The following is a 19,182-nucleotide window of genomic DNA, read 5'->3' on the forward strand; positions in this document are numbered from 1 at the left end:
GGACCCCGGATCAAGTCCGGGGTGACGAAGCTGTTGAACGCGCGGCTCATTCCGCGGCCTCCGCATAATCGGCGCCGTGGAGCAGTTCGTCCGAGCAACGCTGCATCGTCGGCGACGCGCGGCAGATGGCGTTGGTGAGGTAGAAATCCTTGATCGGCGACGGGATCGCGCGCGCTTCGGGCTTGGCTGGCAGCTTGGGCACCGTCCAGCCGTAATCGGCCAGCCCTTCGACGCCCAGCGCCGGCACCGCGGCGATCATCGCGGCGCGACACTCGGCAAAGCTGTCGAAGCCGACCGACACGCCGAGCGCGTCGGCGAGCGCGCGGAAAATGCTCCAGTCCTCGCGCGCGTCGCCCGGCGCGAACACCGCCTTTTCGCTGCGCTGGACGCGGCCTTCGGTGTTGACCGTGGTGAAGTCCTTTTCGGTCCACGCCGCCGCCGGCAGGATGACGTCGGCGGCATGGGCGCCCTTGTCGCCATGGTGGCCGACATAGACCTTGAACGTATCGGGCAGCGCCGCGAAATCGACCTCGTCGGCGCCGAGGAAGAAGGCGAGCTTGGGCTTGGCCGCGACGACATCCCTGATCCCGCCGGGCAGGCCATAGCCGAGCATCAGCGAGCCCATGCGCGCGGCCGAGAAATGCACGACGTTGAAGCCGTTCCAGCCGTCCTTGACCGCATTCACCGTCTTGGCGAGCGCGAGGCCCGCGCCGTGAACGCCGGGCACCGACAGCGCGCCGCCGCCGAAGATCAGCATCGGCCGCTCGGCGCCCTTGAGAGCGTCGGTGACATGCGTCGGCAGCTTCGCGACGAGCGACGCATCGTCGCCGAGCCATTCGGTCTTGTAGGTGAGGTCGGTTTCGGGACCGATGGCGAAGACCTTCGCGCCCTTCTTCCACACCGCTTTGCGGACGCGCGTGTTGATCAGCGGCGCTTCCCAGCGGAGATTGGTGCCGACGAGCAGGATCACGTCGGCATTCTCGGCCTCGGCGATCGTCGTGTTGAAATTGACCGCCGACAGGCTGGTCACGTCATAGTCGAGCCCGGTCTGGCGCCCTTCGAGCAGATTACCGCCGAGCGCGTTGACCAGCGATTTCGCCGCGAACATCGTCTCGCAATCGGCAAGGTCGCCCGCAATCGCCGCAACCGACGATCCGGCGTTCACCGCCTTGATCGCGGCAAAGGCTTCGGCCCAACTGGCGGGCTGGAGCGCGCCATTGACGCGCACATAAGGCTGGTCGAGGCGGCGGCGGATCAGGCCATCGACATGATGGCGCGTCTTGTCGCTCGCCCATTCCTCATTCACATCGTCATTGACGCGCGGCAGCACGCGCAGCACCTGCCGCCCGCGGCTGTCGATACGCACGTTGGTGCCGACCGCGTCCATCATGTCGATGCCCAGCGTCTTGGTCAGCTCCCACGGCCGCGCTTCGAAGGCATAGGGCTTGCTGGTCAACGCCCCGACCGGGCACAGATCGACGATATTGCCCGACAGCTCGCTCGCCACCGCATGTTCGAGATAGGAGGTGATCTGCATATTCTCGCCGCGATAGATCGCGCCGATATCTTCCACGCCCGCGACTTCCTCCGCAAAGCGGACGCAGCGCGTGCACTGGATGCAACGGGTCATCACCGTCTTGACGATGGGGCCCATATATTTTTCGGTGACCGCGCGCTTGTTCTCGTCATAGCGCGTGGCGCCGCGGCCATAGGCGACCGACTGGTCCTGCAAATCGCATTCGCCGCCCTGATCGCAGATCGGGCAGTCAAGCGGGTGGTTGATGAGCAGGAACTCCATCACGCCTTCGCGCGCCTTCTTGACCATCGGGCTGTCGGTCTTGATCACCTGCCCTTCGGCGGTCGGCAGCGCGCACGACGCCTGCGGCTTGGGCGGCCCGGGCGCGACCTCGACGAGGCACATGCGGCAATTACCGGCGATCGACAGACGCTCATGATAGCAGAAGCGCGGAATTTCCTTCCCCGCCATCTCGCACGCCTGCAAGACGGTTGCGCCCTGCGGAACGTCGAGCTCTATGCCATCTACGGTGACCTTAGGCATCGGTAGAACTTTCAGATGAATTGCTGGCTTCGCGCAGGCGATATAGCCCCTCGGCGAGCGCGCCACGGAGGATTCCCCGTCCGAAGCTTATGCTCTGCCCCGGCGGCATGCAGGCCTGCAAATTCGGCAGAACCGCGGTCAGCGCGGCATTTTCTTCGGCGGTATAGATATCGGATGTCACCAGATTGTGGCTTTCGGCGGGCGCGATGCGCGCAACGCAATCGCCGAATTGCCGCAACGACAATATCGTGTTCGGGACGGTGCCGGACGCGAATTCTTTCGCATAATCGCGCACCGGCAAATCCTTGAGCGCCGGGGTGGGCGCATCGCGATAGGCCTTGCGATAAAGGGCACCGAGCAACTCGTAGCGAAAGAGAAACGGCGTGAACGCCAGCTTCGACGCAAATTGCGTCTGACCGACGTTCGGCAGGCAACCGGGCTCGGTGATCTTGTCGCCGAATTTTCCGGCGTCTTCCGATTGCGGATCCATCGCAATGAATTCCAGCGCCAGACGACGCGCGCGCGCGCTGTCGACCACGCAATCGGCAAAGGATTTCATGACGATTTCGCGCTGCTTGGCGGCGTTATCGGCGACCAGCGGCACGTTGGGCGCATCCGGCGCGTGCAGGTGCGATCCCTGCTGGGCGACCGCAGCCGCCGACGGCTGCAACGCAACCATCGCGGCGCAGGCAAGGCCCGCCAATCGGGAAGAGGCCAGCTTCACTCGGCCGCCTCCAGCGCGCCATTCTCGCGGATGCGGCGTTCGATTTCGGGGCGGAAATGCTTGATCAGGCCCTGGATCGGCCACGCCGCGGCATCGCCGAGCGCGCAGATCGTGTGGCCTTCGACCTGCTTGGTCACATCGTATAGCGTGTCGATTTCGCTGATGTCGGCGTCGCCGGTGCGCAGCCGCTCCATCACGCGCCACATCCAGCCGGTGCCTTCGCGGCACGGCGTGCACTGGCCGCAGCTTTCATGCTTGTAGAAATAGCTGATGCGGCTGATCGCCTGAACGACGTCGGTCGACTTGTCCATCACGATCGCGGCGGCGGTGCCGAGGCCCGAACCGACGGCCTTCAGCCCGTCGAAATCCATCGGCGCGTCCATGATTTCGGCTGCGGGAACGAGCGGCACCGACGAACCGCCCGGGATCACCGCGAGCAGATTGTCCCAGCCGCCGCGAATGCCGCCGCAATGCTTGTCGATCAGTTCGCGGAAGGTGATGCCCATCTCTTCCTCGACGACGCACGGGCGCTCGACATGGCCCGAGATCTGGAAGAGCTTGGTGCCCTTGTTATTCTCGCGCCCGAAACTTGCGAACCACGGCGCGCCTCGGCGCAGGATCGTCGGGACGACCGCGATCGATTCCACGTTGTTCACCGTCGTCGGGCAACCATAAAGGCCAGCGCCCGCCGGGAACGGGGGTTTCAGCCGCGGCTGGCCCTTCTTGCCCTCAAGGCTTTCGATCATCGCGGTTTCTTCGCCGCAGATATAGGCGCCGGCGCCGCGATGGACGAAGACGTCGAAATCATAACCCGACTTGGCGGCATTCTTGCCGAGCAGCCCGGCGTCATACGCCTCCTGCACCGCCGCGAACAACGTCTCGGCCTCGCGGATAAACTCGCCGCGGATATAGATATACGCCGCACGCGCGCGCATCGCATAGCCCGCGATGAGCGCGCCTTCGATCAGCTTGTGCGGATCGTGGCGGATGATCTCGCGGTCCTTGCACGAGCCGGGCTCGGATTCGTCGGCGTTGATGACGAGGAAGCTCGGGCGGTCGGCGCGCGGCTCCTTCGGCATGAAGCTCCACTTGAGCCCCGTCGGGAAGCCCGCGCCGCCGCGGCCGCGCAGGCCCGACGCCTTGATCTCCTCGATGATCGCGTCCTGGCCGCGCTTCATCAGGTCTTTCGTCTTGTCCCAATCGCCGCGCGCCTGCGCGGATTTGAGGTTCCACGGCTGGAAGCCGTAGAGATTGGTGAAGATGCGATCCTTGTCGGCAAGGCTCATGCGACATCTCCCAGCTCGTCACCCTGAACTTGTTTCAGGGTCCATGGCCCGACCGTTCCACAAGCGCCGCGCCGAACGAGAGCACTGACCATGGATGCTGAAACAAGTTCAGCATGACGAAGAAATGAAGCGTGGCTCATGCTCACCACTCCTTCCGGTAATCATGGTTGGCCTTGACCATTTCCTTCAGCGTGGTCGGGCCGCCTTCGGGCTCGCTCGTGTGACGCTTCGGGTTCTGGGGGCCGGTCTTGGGCTGCTTGCCCGCCGCGAGATCGTCGAGGATGCGCGACATGCTGTCGAAATCGAGGTCCTCATAATTATCGTCGTTGATCTGGACCATCGGCGCGTTGGTGCAGGTGCCCATGCACTCGACCTCGGTCAGCGTGAACAGGCCGTCGGGCGTCGTCTTGCCCTTCACCATGCCGCGGTTCTTGCACGCGGCCATCACATCGTCCGACCCGCGCAGCAGGCACGGCGTCGTCCCGCACACCTGGACGTGATAGCGACCGACCGGGACGAGATTGTACATGGTGTAGAAAGTCGCGACCTCATAGGCGCGCATGAACGGCATATCGAGCTCAGCCGCGACATATTCGATCACCGGCACGGGCAGCCAGCCCTGCGTGCCCGTCTCAGCGCCGACCTGACGCTGCGCGAGGTCGAGCAGCGGCATCACCGCCGAACGCTGGCGCCCCGCGGGATAGCGCGCGATGACCGCCTTCGCCTTCTCGGCATTTTCGGCCGTCCACGCAAAAGCGCCCCAGCGCGCGCGGGTTTCGGCTTCATCGGGGATTTGGGGTGCGTCAGCCATTTGCTGTAATCTTTCCGGCGTAGAATGTCTTTTCGGCCTGCGCCAAGCGCTGCCTCCGCCTCCGGAAATAAAGGCCCGAGGCAGACAAAAGCAAAATTGCAGCCAAATTTTGCAGCCAAACGCTCAACTGCAATCGCTCAAACGCAACAATTTGCCAGATGACGGTTCCGGCGATGACGAAAGCAAATGCCAACGCGGCAAATTCCGGCAACGCCGACGGTGCCGGTTTCGGCGCACGCCCAAACCGGACGTCTTCGGTGTGTACGAGGTTCCAGTATCGGGGAAGCCGACTCACCGGTCACACTCCCCGAACACCACGTCGATCGCGCCGATGATTGCAGTCGTATCCGCGAGCATGTGGCCCTTCGACATCATGTCCATCGCCTGCAGATGCGAAAACGCCGTCGGGCGGATCTTGCAGCGGTACGGTTTGTTGGTGCCGTCGCTGACCAGATAGACGCCGAACTCGCCCTTCGGGCTTTCGGTCGCCACATAAACCTCGCCCGCGGGGACGTGGAAGCCCTCGGTATAGAGCTTGAAGTGATGGATCAGCGATTCCATCGACTGCTTCATCTCGCCGCGCTTCGGCGGCACGACCTTGCGGTCGAGGCTGGCGATCGGACCGGCGGGCATCTCGTTGATGCATTGCAGGATGATCCGCGCCGACTGATAGACTTCCTGCACGCGGACCATGAAGCGGTCGTAGCAGTCGCCGCGCGTGCCGACGGGAATGTCGAAGTTCATCTTGGCATAGGCGTCATAGGGCTGCGACTTGCGCAGATCCCATGCGATGCCGCTGCCGCGGATCATCGGGCCCGAAAAGCCCCAGGCCAGCGCATCTTCCTTGCTCACCGTCGCGATATCGACGTTGCGCTGCTTGAAGATGCGGTTGTCGATGACCAGACTCATCGCGTCGCCGAACAGCTTCGGCAGCCGCTTTTCGCACCATTCGCCGATGTCGTAGAGCAGCTTTTCGGGGACGTCCTGATGGACGCCGCCGGGCCGGAAATAGGCCGAGTGCATCCGCGCGCCCGACGCGCGCTCGAAGAAGTTCAGGCAATCCTCGCGCAGCTCGAACACCCACAGGTTCGGCGTCATTGCGCCGACGTCCATGACGTGCGACCCGATATTGAGCATATGGTTGCAGATGCGCGTCAGCTCGGCGAACAAAGTCCGCAGATATTGCGCGCGATCGGGCACCTCGAGGTCGAGCAATTTCTCGATCGCGAGGACATAGCTATGCTCCATGCCGAGCGGCGAGCAATAGTCGAGCCGGTCGAAATAGGGCAAAGCCTGCAGATAGGTCTTGTACTCGATCAGCTTTTCGGTGCCGCGGTGGAGCAGCCCGACGTGCGGATCGACACGCTCGATGATCTCGCCGTCGAGCTCCATCACCATGCGGAGCACGCCATGCGCCGCGGGATGCTGCGGGCCGAAGTTGATCGTATAGTTGGTGACGACCTGATCGCCGGCGGTATCCGCCGTATCGACCGGATAGCCCTCGAACATGTCGCTGCCGTGGTGCTTCACATAAGGAGAGTCGGTCATGCGTCACCTCCATCGTCCTTGGCCGTCCTCGGCTTGCGCGGCGCGCGCGGTTTGGCGGGCGCTTTCTCGGCCTTGGCGATCGCGGGCGTTTTGGCGGCCTTGGTCGCCGGCTTTGCCTTCGCGCCGTCATGGCTCGTCTTGGCGGCCTTCAGATTGGTTTTCGCCCCTGCCCCGGTATCGGCCGGCTTTTCGGTCGTCTTCGGGGTCGGCGGCGGGGGCGCCTTCGCTTTGTCGTCGGCCTTCTTGACCTCGGCGGCGGTCAGCGGCGTCGGCGCGCCCTTGCCCGGCGCTTCGCCGGTGCCGCCGGCCTTTTCGTCGCCGGGCAGCACATAGTCGGCGCCTTCCCACGGGCTCAGGAAGTCGAAATTGCGGAAATCCTGCGCCAGCTTCACCGGCTCATAGACAACGCGCTTGTCCTCTTCGCTGTACCGGAGCTCGATATAGCCGGTGAGCGGGAAGTCCTTGCGCTGCGGATGCCCCTGGAAACCATAGTCGGTCAGGATGCGGCGGAGGTCGGGGTTGCCCGCGAACAGCACGCCGTACATGTCGAACACTTCGCGTTCGAGCCAGCCGGCGACCGGCCAGACCGGCACGATGCTCGGCACCGGCGTCGCTTCGTCGGTGCAGACGCGCACGCGCAGGCGGTGATTCTTCGTCACGCTGAGCAGGTGATAGACGACCTCGAAACGCTCGGCGCGTTCGGGATAGTCGACCCCGGCGATTTCCATCAGCGACTGATATTCGAGATTGTCGCGCAGCGCGATCATCACGCCGGCCACCGCTTCGCGGCGCACCGTGATGCTGTCCTCGCCGACCGTGAAGACATGCTCGATCAGGTCGGTGCCGAGCAGCTTTTCCAGCGCAGCGCCAATGCCCTCGCGGGGCGCGATCAGGGGAGCGGGACTGGCCATCAGCGTTCGATCGTCCCGGTGCGGCGGATCTTCCGCTGCAACTGCATCACGCCGTACAGCAGGGCCTCGGCGGTCGGCGGGCAGCCGGGGACATAGATGTCCACGGGCACGATGCGATCGCAGCCGCGCACCACCGAATAGCTGTAGTGATAATAACCGCCGCCATTGGCACAGCTACCCATCGAAATGACATATTTCGGGTTCGACATCTGGTCGTAAACCCGGCGCAGCGCCGGTGCCATCTTGTTGCACAGCGTCCCCGCGACGATCATCACGTCGGACTGGCGCGGCGATGCGCGCGGCGCGGCGCCGAAGCGCTCCATGTCATAGCGCGGCATGTTGACGTGGATCATCTCGACCGCGCAGCATGCGAGGCCGAAGGTCATCCACCACAGCGAACCGGTCCGCGCCCAGTTGAACAAGTCCTCGGTCGAGGTGACGAGAAAGCCCTTGTCGCCGACTTCGCTATTGAGGTCGTCGAAGAAGTTCTGGTCCGGGTTCGTACCGGGCGCAACCGGCATCTGGCCGGGCATGATGATGCTGGAAGTGCTCATTCCCAATCCAACGCGCCTTTTTTCCACGCGTACACAAGGCCGAGCGTGAGTTCGGCGAGGAAAATCATCATCGTGGCCCAACCGGCCCAGCCGATCTCCTCGAGGCTGACCGCCCACGGGAAGAGGAAGGCCGCTTCGAGGTCGAAGATGATGAAGAGGATCGCGACAAGATAGAAGCGCACGTCGAACTGGCTGCGCGCATCCTCGAACGCGGGAAAGCCGCATTCATATTCGGTGAGCTTCGCCGGATCGGGCTGGTGCGCACCGGTCAGACGGGCGACGCCCATCGGCAGAAAAACGAAGGCCGCCGACAATCCGACCGCAATGGCCAGAAAGATCAGGATCGGCAAATATTGCGTCAGGTCGACCATGGGGGCGCGCAGTCCTGTGTTGCTGACGCTCTTGTGGCGCCGTTCTTGCGGGGCGCTTTAGGCCAGCAAGTCGCACCTCGCAAGCGCTGCGGGCGCGAAATTCGCATCATTATGATCAAAAGCACAGGAGCGGGTGGCGGCGGGCGCTATCGCTGTGTTACGCCTCGCGCAGGGGTCGGCCTTCCGGGCAACCAGCGCCCGGCTTCGAATGGGGAGTTTTCATGCAAAAACATATCTTGCGGACGGCACTGGCACTGGGCGCAGCAAGCGCGATCGCGGCGACTCCGGCGCGGGCGGAACTGGTCAACGCCCAGAACCCGGCGACGATTAAGACGATCCTCGAGTCGCAGGGCTGGCCCGCAACGCTGATCCAGAAGGACGGCGACGATCCCTATATCGAAAGCAGCCGCAACGACATGAAGTTCCTGGTGATCTTCATGAACTGCACCGACAACAAACGGTGCAAGACGATCCAATATTATATGGGCTTCAACGACGCGAAGGACCTCGCGCTGACCCGGCTCAACCAGTGGAACAAGGACAAGCGCTTTGCCCGCGCCTACAAGGACGATGAAGGCGATCCGGTGCTCGAAATGGACGTCGATCTCGACTTCGCCGGCATCCCGCGCGAGAATGTCGGCGAAAGCCTCAACACCTGGGCATCGCTGATGGACAGCTTCCGCGAGTTTGTTTTCGAGAAGTAAGTCCGGCGTGCCGCTCGAACGAAACGAGCCCTCACTCTTTCTCGTCACCCCGGACTTGATCCGGGGTCCATGACTTCAACGCCACGATGGATGCCGGATCAAGTCCGGCATGACGACAGAGGGTTCACGCGTTGCGCAGTGCGCCCGCCACCAGCTTCTGCAGCTTCGAGTGCACGGCGCCGCTGCCGGCGATATATTCGCTGCGCTCGATCGCGCGGTCGCCGCCGCGATAATCGCTGACGAAACCGCCGGCTTCGCGCACCAGCAGCATGCCCGCCGCGACGTCCCAGACCTGAAGGTCGCTTTCCCAGAAGCCGTCATAGCGGCCCGCCGCGACCCATGCGAGGTCGAGGCTGGCAGCGCCGAAACGGCGGATGCCCGCAACCTCGGGGGCGACCGCGCCGAAAATGCGGCTCCACTGCGCCATATTGCCATGCCCCATATAGGGGATGCCGGTGGCGATCAGGCATTCGTTGAGGTGGCGGCGCGACGACACCCGCAGGCGCCGGTCGTGCAGCCAGGCGCCGCGGCCGCGCTCGGCCCAATAGCTTTCATCGGTCACCGGCTGGTAGATCAGCGCGGAGGTGACATCGCCCCAGCCGCCGCCGGGCTTCGGCTCCTGCACCGCGATCGAGATCGCGAAATGCGGGATGGCGTGCAGGAAGTTCGACGTGCCGTCGAGCGGGTCGATGATGAAGCGCGGCTTGCCTGGTTCGCCTTCGATCACCCCGCCCTCTTCGAGCACGAAGCCCCAGCCCGGGCGGTCGCGGGTCAGCTCGTCGTACAGCGTCCGCTCGGCGGCCTGATCGGCCTTCGACACGAAGTCGGCCGGACCCTTTTGCGAGACCTGCAAATGCTCGATCTCGCCGAAGTCGCGGCGCAGCTTCGTGCCCGCCTTGCGCGCGGCGCGTTCCATGACGGTGATGATGCCCGATACGGCCATGTCAAATCTCCACCCGCCCGAATTGCGGGCGGTGATTTCAGTTAGTCGGCGCGGCGAACATATTCGCGGTCGTACACATGCACGACGATGCGGGTACCGCTGGTGATGTGCGGCGGCACCATCACGCGCACGCCATTGTCGAGGATCGCGGGCTTGTACGACGACGACGCCGTCTGGCCCTTCACCACCGCGTCGGCCTCGACGATCGTCGCTTCGATCGTTTCGGGGAGTTCGACCGAGATCGGACGTTCTTCCCAAAGCTCGAGCACGACATCCATGCCGTCCTGCAGGAACTCGTGCGCCTCGCCGACGACATCCTTGCCGATGTTGATCTGTTCGAAGCTGTCCTTGTCCATGAACACCAGATCGTCGCCCTCGGCATAGAGGAACTGGAAATCCTTGGTGTCGAGGCGGACCTTTTCGACCGTGTCGGCGCTGCGGAAACGGTTGTTGAGCTTGCGCCCGTCGATCAGATTCTTGGCTTCGACCTGCATGTAGGCGCCGCCCTTGCCCGGCTGGGTGTGCTGGATCTTGGTGACCTTCCAGATGCCGCCTTCATATTCGATAATATTGCCGGGACGGATTTCAACGCCGGTGATTTTCATCGCGCACACTCGCTACACAAGGATGGAAAGAGCCGCCGGCACGCATCCGCATGCCGGTCACAGGAGCGCGCCTTTAGCCGCGCCGGCGGCGAAGGGCAAGCGGTGCATGGCTACACCGTCGTCGTGACCGCCTTGCGCGTCCGCGCATAGCTGAGCGCGATCAGCCCCGCGAACAGGCCAAGGCCGACGAAGATCGACGGTATCTGAAAACCGTCGCCGACCACGGCCAGCGGCGCGTCGCTGTCGGTCGCATAGACGAGGCCGGCATAGAAGACACCGAACAGGCTTTCGCCGACGATCAGCCCCGTCGCGGTCAACACGCCCATGCGATGGGCAAAGCCGGGATTGGCGCGGCCTTCGGCCCAGCGATCATAGAACCAGCCGAGGACGGCGCCGACCACCACCGGCAGGATGACCGCCATCGGCAGATAGATCCCGATCCCGATCGCGAGCGGCGGCAGCCGCAGCTTGCCCGCGCGGCCCAGCAATTCGTCGACAAGGATGAAACCGACGCCCGCCAGCGCGCCGTAGCCGAGCATCGTCCAGTTGAGATCGCCGCCGAGCACGCCCTTCGCCAACGACGAAATCAGCCCCGCCTGCGGCGCCGCGAGGGCATTGGGGCCTGCGCCCGGCACACCGACGAATCCCAGCGTCTCGTTGAGGACGTTGAGCACCGGCGGCACGACGAGCGAGCCGAAAAAGACGCCGATGATCAGCGCGACCTGCTGTTTCCACGGTGTCGCACCGACGAGCTGACCGGTTTTGAGGTCTTGCAGATTGTCGTTCGAGATCGTCGCGATGCCGAACACGACGCCAGTGACGATCAGCGCATAGGCGACCATCGCCGCGCTCGCTTCCTCACCGCCGCCGCGCCCGAGAAGCCCGACGAGCAGCAACGACGAGGCGATGATCGCGAGGATGCCGATGCCCGACACCGGCGAGTTCGACGCGCCGATCAGCCCCGCCATATAGCCGGTGACCGACGCGATCATCAGGCCGATCACCACGACGAAGACCAGCGCACCGGCGACGAGGATCGCCGCCGAACCGGCGAGCGGCCCGCCGGCGAGGATCGACCAGAGCAGCCAGGCGATCGGGACAAGCACGAGGAGCGAGCCGCCGAACACCCAGCCGATCGGGATGTCGCGTTCGCCGACCGCGAGCACGGTACCGGCGTGGCGCGCCTTGCTTGCGGCCATGGCGGAGCGAATCCCGCCGATCACCGGGCCAGCAATCTTGATCAGCGTCCAGATCGCCGCCACCGCGATCACGCCGGCGCCGAAAAAGCGGACGTCGGAGCGGAACACCGTATTCGCCAGCGTTTCGGCGTCGCCGCTTCCACCCTGCGTGAGGATCGGCAACAGCACCCACCAGCCGGTGATCAGTCCCACGAGCTGCGCCATACCGACGGAGAGGCCCACCAGATGGCCGACGCCGACCAGCGCGAAACCCAGTCCGCCCGCAACGCCCGTCGCACCCGCACCGACCGCAAACCATTTCGACACTTCGCCCGCCGCGACCTTCATCTGCGTCAGCAACGTAAATCCCGCCGCTACAAGGCTGTTCCACAGCAGGGCCGACAGTCCGGCCTTGTTCTCCGCTGCCCCCTCGGCGCTCGCGGCGCCGACCTGCAGCACTTCGGCGGCGGCGCGACCTTCGGGATAGGGCAGGTCGGCATCGACGACGAGCGCGCGGCGCAGCGGGACCGAGAAGAGCACACCGAGGATACCGCCGAGCATCGTGATCGCGGTCGTCTCGAGCAGCGGAAAGCCTTGCCAGTAACCGACCATGACCAGCCCCGGCAGCACGAAGATGATCGCCGCCAGCGTCCCCGCGGCGCTGGCGATCGTCTGGACGATATTATTCTCGAGGATCGTCGACCCGGTCATGAAACGCAGCAGCGCCATCGAAATGACCGCGGCGGGAATCGAGGTCGCAAAGGTCAGTCCGACCTTCAGCCCCAGATAGACGTTCGCCGCGGTGAACATCAGCGTCAATATGCCGCCGAGCACGATCGCGCGGAGCGTCAGTTCGCGCATTCCCGTTGTCGGCTTGCTGGCTTCGGTCATCGGTTCTCTCCCCGTCCGCTGTCTTGCGGGGCCCCGCGCCCGACGCAAGCGAAAAGGCGACGAAGCGATGCCGTTTTGACGCATCGATCCAATCCAGTCGCATGAAAAGCTGCGATTCCATCGACATGACACACATCCATCTCGCCGATCGCAACGACAAAAGGCCGCGCAAGCCGCTGCGCCCCGTGCTGGCCGCCGGCCTGTTCGGCTGGCGCAAACCGCAAGCCTCGAACGAAGACGACCGCAAGGACGGCGCCGCGCCCGGCGCGCGCTAGGGCGCGGGGCGCAGCCCGGTCAGCAGCGGATAGGGGTTGACCGGCTCGCCCGCGTTCCAGTCGGCACCGGGTGTCGTCCGCATCATCTGGAAATGCAGGTGCGGCACCGCCGGATCGGCATTGCCGCTGGCGCCGACGGTCGCGATCACCTCCCCGCGCCGCACCGCCTGCCCTTCCGCCAGCCCGCGGCGATAGCCTTGCAAATGCGCATAATAGAGCATCAGCGTCCCGTCGGCCGACCGCTGGTAGATCGTGCGACCGCCGCGGCCGGATGAGAAGAGCTTTTCGATCGTGCCGTCCATCGCCGCGAGGACTGGGGTTCCCGCCGGCGCGGGGATATCGATCGCCGCATGCAACCGCCCCTCCGACCGGCTCTGGCTCCAGCTGTCGATCAGTTCGGACGCGCGAATCCCGGCGACCGGAATGCCGATCCCCCTGCTTTTCGGAGCAGCGGCATCGAGCGCCGCCCCGCTGACTCGCTTCGGCTCGGCCGGAGGCGCATCGAGCAGGTCATAGGCGGTGACCCAATAGATCGAGGTCAGGATCGCGGTGACGGTCGCCGTCCACAGCACCAATTTGATGGCGGCCTGCCAGCGCATCAGGCGACGAAATCGACCTTGGTGCCGACCGACACCATCTGCGCCAGCCGCGCCGCATCCCAGTTGGTCAGCCGGACGCAGCCGTTGCTTTCGGTGCGCCCGATATTCTGCGGCTCGGGCGTGCCGTGAAGGCCGTAATGCTCCTTGTTCAGGTCGATCCACACCACCCCGACCGGACTGTTCGGCCCCGGCGGCAGCCGATGCTTGCCTTCGCTCGCCGCGACGCCGCGCAGCAGCGCCGGGTCGAAGGCGTAATCGGGGTTGCGGCCGACCCCCTTTACCTTCCACTTGCCGATCGGCAGCGGATCGTGCGCCGATCCGGTGGTGACGGTGAACAGCGCGATCAGCTTGCCGCCCGCGTCGAAGACCTTCATCGTACCCGCCTTCTTCGACACCTCGACCCGGTCGGCCTGCGGCTGGCTGCTTCCGACGCCGAGCGAAGACAGCGTTGCCAGCCAGTCGGCGTTGTCGACATCGGCGGCGACGATTTGATCGGCACCAACGTTCGGCACCCGCAATTTTGTGCCCGCGGCGACGGGCGTGGGCGCCGGCCCGGAGGCGGGTTCGCCAGCCGCAGGCGCCGGACCCGCGAGTTCCGGATTCAGGTCACGCAGCACATCGGGCGTAGTGTGAAACCGCTCGGCGAGCTTTTCGAGGAGCGTTTCATAGCCCATGCTCGCCAGCTTCGCCTGCTCGGCCGGTTTTTCGGGCAGCGGCGCGAAAGCGGCCTCGGCGTAGCTTGCCGGGACCGTTACCATACGCGTCGCCGGAATTTTCGCGCTGTCGGCCAGCGCCGCCTTGGTCGCCGCATCCCATTCGCCGCTGACACTCAGCCCCTTCGCTTCCTGGAACCCCTTCAGCGCATTGGTGGTCGACATCCCCAGCTTGCCGTCGACGACCCCCGGCGAAAAGCCGAGGCGGTCGAGCACGACCTGCAACTGCATTTCGGGCCGCGCCACATCGTCGGCGGCCGCGTCGCCATCGCGCGACACCATGCCGTCGTCCTTCCATTCGAGCGTTTTCGCCGCCGCCTCGCTCTTCGGCGGCGAATCGGCTTTGTCGCCCGAACCGCCGCAGGCGGACAGCGCAATCAGGGCGGCGGTGCAGAGCAGGGTCGGAAATTTCATCGGCAATTCCTGTCGTTGGACATATTTTTCCAACGCACGGAATCGCCGGCGGTTCATCCCGCAAGCAGCTTTTCGAACCGTTCGACCGCGGCCGCGGGTCCGTCGGAGTCGTTCCACACGGCGCCCGATACAGCGAGAAAATCGGCCCCCGCCTCGATCAATATCGCCGCATTATCCGGCGTAATGCCGCCGATCGCGACGCACGGCAGTTCGAACAATCCCTGCCACCACTCGAGGATTTCCGGCTCGGCATGATGCTCGACCGCCTTGGTCGTCGTCGGGAAAAAAGCGCCGAAGGCAATATAGTCCGCCCCCGCATCGCCCGCCTCCATGGCCAGGTGGCGGCTGGCGTGGCAGGTGACGCCGATCTGCGCATTCGGCCCGAGCAGCCGCCGCGCGTCCCTGGGGTCGCCGTCGCCCTGCCCCAGATGGACGCCGTCGGCGCCGAGCCGCTTGGCCAGCGCGACATCGTCGTTGACGATGAAGGCCACCTCGTGCGCTGCGCAAATCGCCTGCAGCGGTTCGGCGAGCCGCGCCGCTTCGTGCTGGTCGATGCCCTTGACGCGAAACTGGAACGCCGCGACCGGCCCCGCGGACAGCGCCGCCTCCAGTTTCGAAGGAAAATCGCCGCCGACATCGAGCGGCGAGATCAGGTAAAGCTGGCAGTTGGGCGTGGTCATGGCGGGTTCATAGCGACGGCGCCAATCTCCGGCAAATGCAGAACGCACCCCGCCTCGCCGCCACCGCCGTCATCGCCGCGCTCGCCCTGTCGGCATGCGCCGCCACCGGCCAGCAAACCCCGCTTCCGGATGCCAGCAACGTCGCGCTTGGCCAGCGCGCTTATGCCGATGGCCCGGTGATCCAGCCGGTCGCGGTAATCGAGGACAGCCGCTGCCCGATGAACGCCCGCTGCATCTGGGCGGGGCGGGTGAAGCTGAAGATGCTGTGGCTCCGGCCAACCGGCGAAAAGCAGCCGTTCGAAGTGACCCTCGGCGCAGCGACGCCGCTCGCCGACGGCAGCATCACGCTCGAATCGGTGCGACCGGAAAAGCGCACCGACGTGACGATCAGGCCGGAGGATTATCGCTTCTCGTTCCGCTTTGCGGGTGGGCTTTAGCGCACCCGCGCCAGCACGAACCCGTCCCACCCCTTCGACCCCACGGTCTGCACCGCAGTCGCGTCGAGCCGCTTGTCGGCCGCGAGCATGTCGAACAGCGCGCGCGTGCCGACGATCCGCTCGTCGTCGCTCCCGGCTTCCAGCACCCCACCCTCGCGCACCACATTGTCGACGATGATCGTCGTACCCGGACGGCCGAGGCGGATCGCTTCGGCGACATAATGGACATTGCTCTGCTTGTCGGCATCGATGAAGACAAGGTCGAACGGCGGTTCGTCGACCATCGCGGCAAGGCTTTGGCTCGCGGCGCCGACACGGATATCGACCTTCGCCGATACGCCTGCCCGCTCCAGATTGGCGCGCGCCACCGCGGCGTGATGCGGTTCGAGCTCCAGCGTGACCAGCCGCCCGTCGTCGGGCAGCGCCCGCGCCAGCCAGATCATCGAATAGCCGCCGAGCGTCCCGACTTCGAGAATGCGCCGGGCACCTGCCATCTCGGCGAGCAGGTACAGCATCTTGCCCTGCGCCGCCGACACGTCGATCGGCGGCAGTCCTTCGGCGGCATTGTTGGCGAGAGCGCCGGCAAGCCCGTCGTCGTCGCCGAGAAGCGTCCCGGCGATATAATCGTCGACGGCCTGCCAACCGCCCTTCATCGCGTCAGGCGACCGAAGCCGCGTGGATTTCGTCGATCGCGCCGCCCAGCGACTTGTCGAATTCGGCGTCGCTCATTTGGTGCCGCAGGTCTTCGAGCAACGCACGGCTGAAGCTCGCGATGATGCCGGGGTTCTTCGCCAGTTCGGCGCAGGCCTCGGGACGCGCGAAACCGCCCGACAGCGCGACGACGCGCAGCACCTTCGGATGATCGACCAGCGGCTGGAACAGACCGGCCTCGGTCGGCAGCGACAGCTTGAGCATCACCGGCGCGCCGTCCCAGGCTTCGAGCGCCGCCAGCGTTTCCTGAAGCAGCAGGCGGTCGGCCGCGTCGCGCTCGGCGCTCTTGATGTTAACTTCGGGCTCGATGATCGGCACCAGCCCGTGCGCGGCGATGCGCTTCGCCTCGGCGAACTGCTGCTCGACGATCGCCTTGATCCCGGCGGCATTGGCCAGATTGACGACGCTGCGCATCTTGGTCCCGAAAACGCCCTTGGCGACCGCGCGCTCGCACAGGGCGTCGAGATCGGGGTTGGCCTTCATCAACTGGACGCCATTTTCTTCGGCTTCGAGGCCCTTGTCGACTTTCAGGAACGGCACGACGCCACGCTCCCACAGCAGCGCGGGCACCGGCTTGCCGCCGGCATCGCCGTCCATCGTGCGTTCGAACAGGATCGCGCCGATCACCTTTTCGCCGTTGAAGCAGGGCGACGTGACGATTCGGCTGCGCATCGCGTGGATCAGCCCGAACATTTCCTCATCGTTCGAAAAGGCATCTTCGTCGATGCCATAGCCCTTCAGTGCCTTGGGCGTCGAACCACCGCTCTGGTCGAGCGCGGCGATAAAGCCCTGCCCCGATTTGATCTGGTTCAGCATGTCGGCATTGGCGGTGGTCATAACGTCTCCGGTTCGTTGCATACGTATGTGGTGGCGCGCATAGCGACCCTCGCGAAAGGATGCAAATGCGCCGCGAAAGTGGCTCTCTCAAGCCGGGTTTATCGGCACCGCCAGCAGGTTGATCGCGATCGAAATACGCTCGCGCGTCCCCTGATGCGGCATCACGCCATGGTTCAGCCACGACGGAAACATGATGATCCGTCCGCTCCGCACCTTCATCTTCAGTTGCGGCTCGTGCACCGCGCCATTCGCGCTGCGCAGCCGCAAATTGGGCATCGTCATCAGGATCATCGGCATCCGCGGGTCTTCGATGATCAATTCACCGCCGGTCGCGCCGTCGGGCTGGCCGCCATCGTCGACATAATAGACCGCCGACCAATAGGCGCCCGGATGCGTGTGCATCTGGTTCGACGCCTGCGGCGGCGAGACATTGGCCCAGATGTCGCTGGCCCAGCGATGGCGCGCCGCCCCCGGCGAGACGATGTCGACGCAATGCGCATCGGCGAGCGCGAAAATGTGACGGAGCAGATGCTGCAGCGGCTCGCCGCCCCAGGCAGCGACGTCATGCTCCGACTGCCAGCCGCCGATGTTGGAGATGTTCACCCCGGGCCCTTCGGCGCGGCGGGCGAGGATCAGCGGCTTGAGCGCGGCGTTGACGGCGGCGGCGTTCGGCAACTCATCGACGACGATGGGCGTGTCGAAAAGGCCGACCACCTGCGCCGTCATTGCAGCAGCGCCTCCACGCCCGGCAAAGGCTTGCCTTCCATCCATTCGAGGAAGGCGCCGCCCGCGGTCGAGACGAAGGTGAAGTCGCCCGCGACCCCGGCATGGTTGAGCGCGGCGACCGTATCGCCGCCCCCGGCAACCGAGATCAGCGACCCTTCGCGGGTCAACGCCGCCGCGGTCTTCGCCAGCGCCACCGTGGCGGTGTCGAACGGCGGGGTCTCGAACGCGCCGAGCGGACCGTTCCAGACGAGGGTGCGGCAGTTTTTGAGCACATCCGCCAGCGCTTCGACCGCCGCCGGACCGACGTCGAGGATCATTTCGTCGGCGGCGACCTCATGGACATTGACGGTCCGGGTCGGCGGGTTCGGCGCGAATTGCTTCGCCACCACGACGTCGTACGGCAGGTGGATCGTGCAACCCGCCGCGTCGGCGGCGTCGAAGATCGCATTGGCCGTGTCGACCAGGTCATGCTCGCACAGCGACTTGCCGACATCGACCCCGCGCGCGGCGAGGAAGGTGTTGGCCATGCCGCCGCCGATGATCAGATGATCGACCTTGCCGACAAGGTTGCGCAGCACGTCGATCTTGCTCGACACCTTGGCGCCGCCGACCACCGCGGCAACAGGATGCGCCGGGTTGCCGAGCGCGGCGTCGAGCGCCTTCAGTTCGGCTTCCATCGCGCGCCCGGCATAGGCGGGGAGCCGCCGCGCTACGCCCTCGGTCGAGCCATGTGCGCGGTGCGCCGCCGAAAAGGCATCATTGACGTAAAGATCGCCGATTTCGGCCAAGGCGTCGGCAAAAGCCGGATCGTTCTTTTCTTCGCCGGGATTGAAGCGGGTGTTTTCCAGCACCGCGACATCGCCGGGGGCGAGCACCGCGACGCCAGCCTTGGCGCCCTCGCCGACGCATTCGGGGATATACATCACCGAGTGGCCGAGCACGTCCTCAACCCCGCCCATGACGAGGCTCAGCGATTGCGTCGGGTTTTTCGCGCCCTTCGGGCGTCCGAAATGCGCGAGCAGCAGGACGATGGCGCCCTTGTCGGACAGTTCGCGGATCGTCGGCATCGCTGCTTCGATCCGCGTCTTGTCGCCGACCGCGCCGTCGATCATCGGGACATTCAGGTCGACGCGCACCAGCACTTTCTTGCCGGTAACGTCGCCGATGTCGTCGAGGGTCTTGAACGCGGTCATCGCTGCTTTCCT

The 19,182-nt window shown here is 65.1% G+C and carries 22 protein-coding genes; 3 read left to right on the forward strand and 19 right to left on the reverse strand.

The annotated features are described in order from the left end of the window. Window positions 1-46: 46 nt before the first annotated feature. From nuoG to AN936_RS09235, 9 genes are all read right to left on the reverse strand, one after another. Window positions 47-2,059, reverse strand: a complete 2,013-nt coding sequence (gene nuoG, locus AN936_RS09195; RefSeq protein WP_054587891.1) for an NADH-quinone oxidoreductase subunit NuoG — start codon at window positions 2,057-2,059, stop codon at window positions 47-49. Then, entirely contained in the window at window positions 2,052-2,783 is a 732-nt protein-coding gene (locus AN936_RS09200; protein ID WP_149037633.1) for a hypothetical protein, read from the reverse strand. Before AN936_RS09200 ends, nuoG begins: the two co-directional genes overlap by 8 nt. Beyond that, window positions 2,780-4,069 carry an NADH-quinone oxidoreductase subunit NuoF gene (gene nuoF / locus AN936_RS09205; RefSeq protein WP_054587893.1) on the reverse strand — a complete coding sequence of 430 codons (1,290 nt, stop codon included), beginning with the start codon at window positions 4,067-4,069 and terminating at the stop codon, window positions 2,780-2,782. The genes AN936_RS09200 and nuoF overlap by 4 nt, the downstream gene beginning before the upstream one ends. 142 nt (window positions 4,070-4,211) lie before the next feature. Further along, a complete protein-coding gene (locus tag AN936_RS09210; protein ID WP_054587894.1) occupies window positions 4,212-4,880 on the reverse strand; it encodes a complex I 24 kDa subunit family protein in 669 nt (222 codons plus the stop codon). Beyond that, window positions 4,873-5,175, reverse strand: coding sequence for a hypothetical protein (locus AN936_RS09215; protein WP_149037634.1), 303 nt, complete (start codon window positions 5,173-5,175; stop codon window positions 4,873-4,875). Before AN936_RS09215 ends, AN936_RS09210 begins: the two co-directional genes overlap by 8 nt. Then, window positions 5,172-6,389: an NADH-quinone oxidoreductase subunit D gene (locus AN936_RS09220; protein WP_173585685.1), complete on the reverse strand. Its 1,218-nt coding sequence runs from the start codon at window positions 6,387-6,389 to the stop codon at window positions 5,172-5,174. Before AN936_RS09220 ends, AN936_RS09215 begins: the two co-directional genes overlap by 4 nt. Before the next feature lie 35 nt (window positions 6,390-6,424). Then, window positions 6,425-7,339 (reverse strand): NADH-quinone oxidoreductase subunit C, encoded by a 915-nt coding sequence (locus AN936_RS09225; RefSeq protein WP_054587897.1) that lies wholly within the window; start codon window positions 7,337-7,339, stop codon window positions 6,425-6,427. Then, a complete protein-coding gene (locus AN936_RS09230) occupies window positions 7,339-7,893 on the reverse strand; it encodes a NuoB/complex I 20 kDa subunit family protein (protein WP_145923404.1) in 555 nt (184 codons plus the stop codon). The genes AN936_RS09225 and AN936_RS09230 overlap by 1 nt, the downstream gene beginning before the upstream one ends. Beyond that, window positions 7,890-8,264, reverse strand: coding sequence for an NADH-quinone oxidoreductase subunit A (locus AN936_RS09235; RefSeq protein WP_054587898.1), 375 nt, complete (start codon window positions 8,262-8,264; stop codon window positions 7,890-7,892). Before AN936_RS09235 ends, AN936_RS09230 begins: the two co-directional genes overlap by 4 nt. Window positions 8,265-8,485: 221 nt before the next feature. On the opposite strand from AN936_RS09235, the gene AN936_RS09240 reads away from it, so the two are divergent. Next, the gene (locus AN936_RS09240; RefSeq protein WP_054587899.1) at window positions 8,486-8,968 is read left to right on the forward strand and encodes a YbjN domain-containing protein; all 483 of its coding nucleotides are present in this window, start codon (window positions 8,486-8,488) and stop codon (window positions 8,966-8,968) included. Between the two features lie 124 nt (window positions 8,969-9,092). Here AN936_RS09240 and AN936_RS09245 read toward each other — a convergent pair whose 3' ends face one another. From AN936_RS09245 to AN936_RS09255, 3 genes are all read right to left on the reverse strand, one after another. Then, window positions 9,093-9,911 (reverse strand): inositol monophosphatase family protein, encoded by an 819-nt coding sequence (locus tag AN936_RS09245; protein ID WP_054587900.1) that lies wholly within the window; start codon window positions 9,909-9,911, stop codon window positions 9,093-9,095. A gap of 41 nt (window positions 9,912-9,952) precedes the next feature. Then, window positions 9,953-10,516, reverse strand: coding sequence for an elongation factor P (gene efp, locus AN936_RS09250; protein ID WP_054587901.1), 564 nt, complete (start codon window positions 10,514-10,516; stop codon window positions 9,953-9,955). A 110-nt stretch (window positions 10,517-10,626) separates the two neighbouring features. Beyond that, on the reverse strand, window positions 10,627-12,585 hold the full coding sequence (locus AN936_RS09255; RefSeq protein ID WP_054587902.1) for an OPT family oligopeptide transporter: 1,959 nt from the start codon (window positions 12,583-12,585) through the stop codon (window positions 10,627-10,629). A 125-nt stretch (window positions 12,586-12,710) separates the two neighbouring features. Here AN936_RS09255 and AN936_RS25060 point away from each other — a divergent pair, with 125 nt between their 5' ends. After that, on the forward strand, window positions 12,711-12,860 hold the full coding sequence (locus AN936_RS25060) for a hypothetical protein (RefSeq protein WP_158500072.1): 150 nt from the start codon (window positions 12,711-12,713) through the stop codon (window positions 12,858-12,860). Here AN936_RS25060 and AN936_RS09260 read toward each other — a convergent pair. From AN936_RS09260 to thiE, 3 genes are read right to left on the reverse strand one after another with little or no spacing between them, the layout of a single operon-like run. After that, complete coding sequence (locus AN936_RS09260; protein WP_084758259.1) at window positions 12,857-13,459, reverse strand: M23 family metallopeptidase; 603 nt, start codon at window positions 13,457-13,459, stop codon at window positions 12,857-12,859. The two genes, AN936_RS25060 and AN936_RS09260, sit on opposite strands and share 4 nt — an antisense overlap. After that, on the reverse strand, window positions 13,459-14,586 hold the full coding sequence (locus AN936_RS09265; RefSeq protein WP_054590194.1) for a L,D-transpeptidase family protein: 1,128 nt from the start codon (window positions 14,584-14,586) through the stop codon (window positions 13,459-13,461). The genes AN936_RS09260 and AN936_RS09265 overlap by 1 nt, the downstream gene beginning before the upstream one ends. A 53-nt stretch (window positions 14,587-14,639) precedes the next feature. Next, window positions 14,640-15,266 (reverse strand): thiamine phosphate synthase, encoded by a 627-nt coding sequence (gene thiE / locus AN936_RS09270; protein WP_084758260.1) that lies wholly within the window; start codon window positions 15,264-15,266, stop codon window positions 14,640-14,642. A gap of 35 nt (window positions 15,267-15,301) precedes the next feature. Between thiE and AN936_RS09275 the strand changes: the two genes are divergently transcribed. After that, window positions 15,302-15,703 carry a hypothetical protein gene (locus AN936_RS09275; protein ID WP_234715784.1) on the forward strand — a complete coding sequence of 134 codons (402 nt, stop codon included), beginning with the start codon at window positions 15,302-15,304 and terminating at the stop codon, window positions 15,701-15,703. On the opposite strand, the gene AN936_RS09280 is transcribed toward AN936_RS09275, so the two are convergent. From AN936_RS09280 to AN936_RS09295, 4 genes are all read right to left on the reverse strand, one after another. Next, complete coding sequence (locus AN936_RS09280; protein ID WP_054587904.1) at window positions 15,700-16,356, reverse strand: O-methyltransferase; 657 nt, start codon at window positions 16,354-16,356, stop codon at window positions 15,700-15,702. The two genes, AN936_RS09275 and AN936_RS09280, sit on opposite strands and share 4 nt — an antisense overlap. Before the next feature lie 4 nt (window positions 16,357-16,360). Beyond that, the gene (locus AN936_RS09285; RefSeq protein ID WP_054587905.1) at window positions 16,361-17,251 is read right to left on the reverse strand and encodes a fructose bisphosphate aldolase; all 891 of its coding nucleotides are present in this window, start codon (window positions 17,249-17,251) and stop codon (window positions 16,361-16,363) included. A gap of 87 nt (window positions 17,252-17,338) precedes the next feature. Continuing rightward, window positions 17,339-17,977: a TIGR02466 family protein gene (locus AN936_RS09290; protein WP_054587906.1), complete on the reverse strand. Its 639-nt coding sequence runs from the start codon at window positions 17,975-17,977 to the stop codon at window positions 17,339-17,341. Further along, window positions 17,974-19,170 carry a phosphoglycerate kinase gene (locus tag AN936_RS09295; protein ID WP_054587907.1) on the reverse strand — a complete coding sequence of 399 codons (1,197 nt, stop codon included), beginning with the start codon at window positions 19,168-19,170 and terminating at the stop codon, window positions 17,974-17,976. The genes AN936_RS09290 and AN936_RS09295 overlap by 4 nt, the downstream gene beginning before the upstream one ends. Window positions 19,171-19,182 lie beyond the last annotated feature (12 nt).

The organism is Sphingopyxis macrogoltabida, from assembly GCF_001307295.1.
Lineage (GTDB): Bacteria > Pseudomonadota > Alphaproteobacteria > Sphingomonadales > Sphingomonadaceae > Sphingopyxis > Sphingopyxis macrogoltabida_B.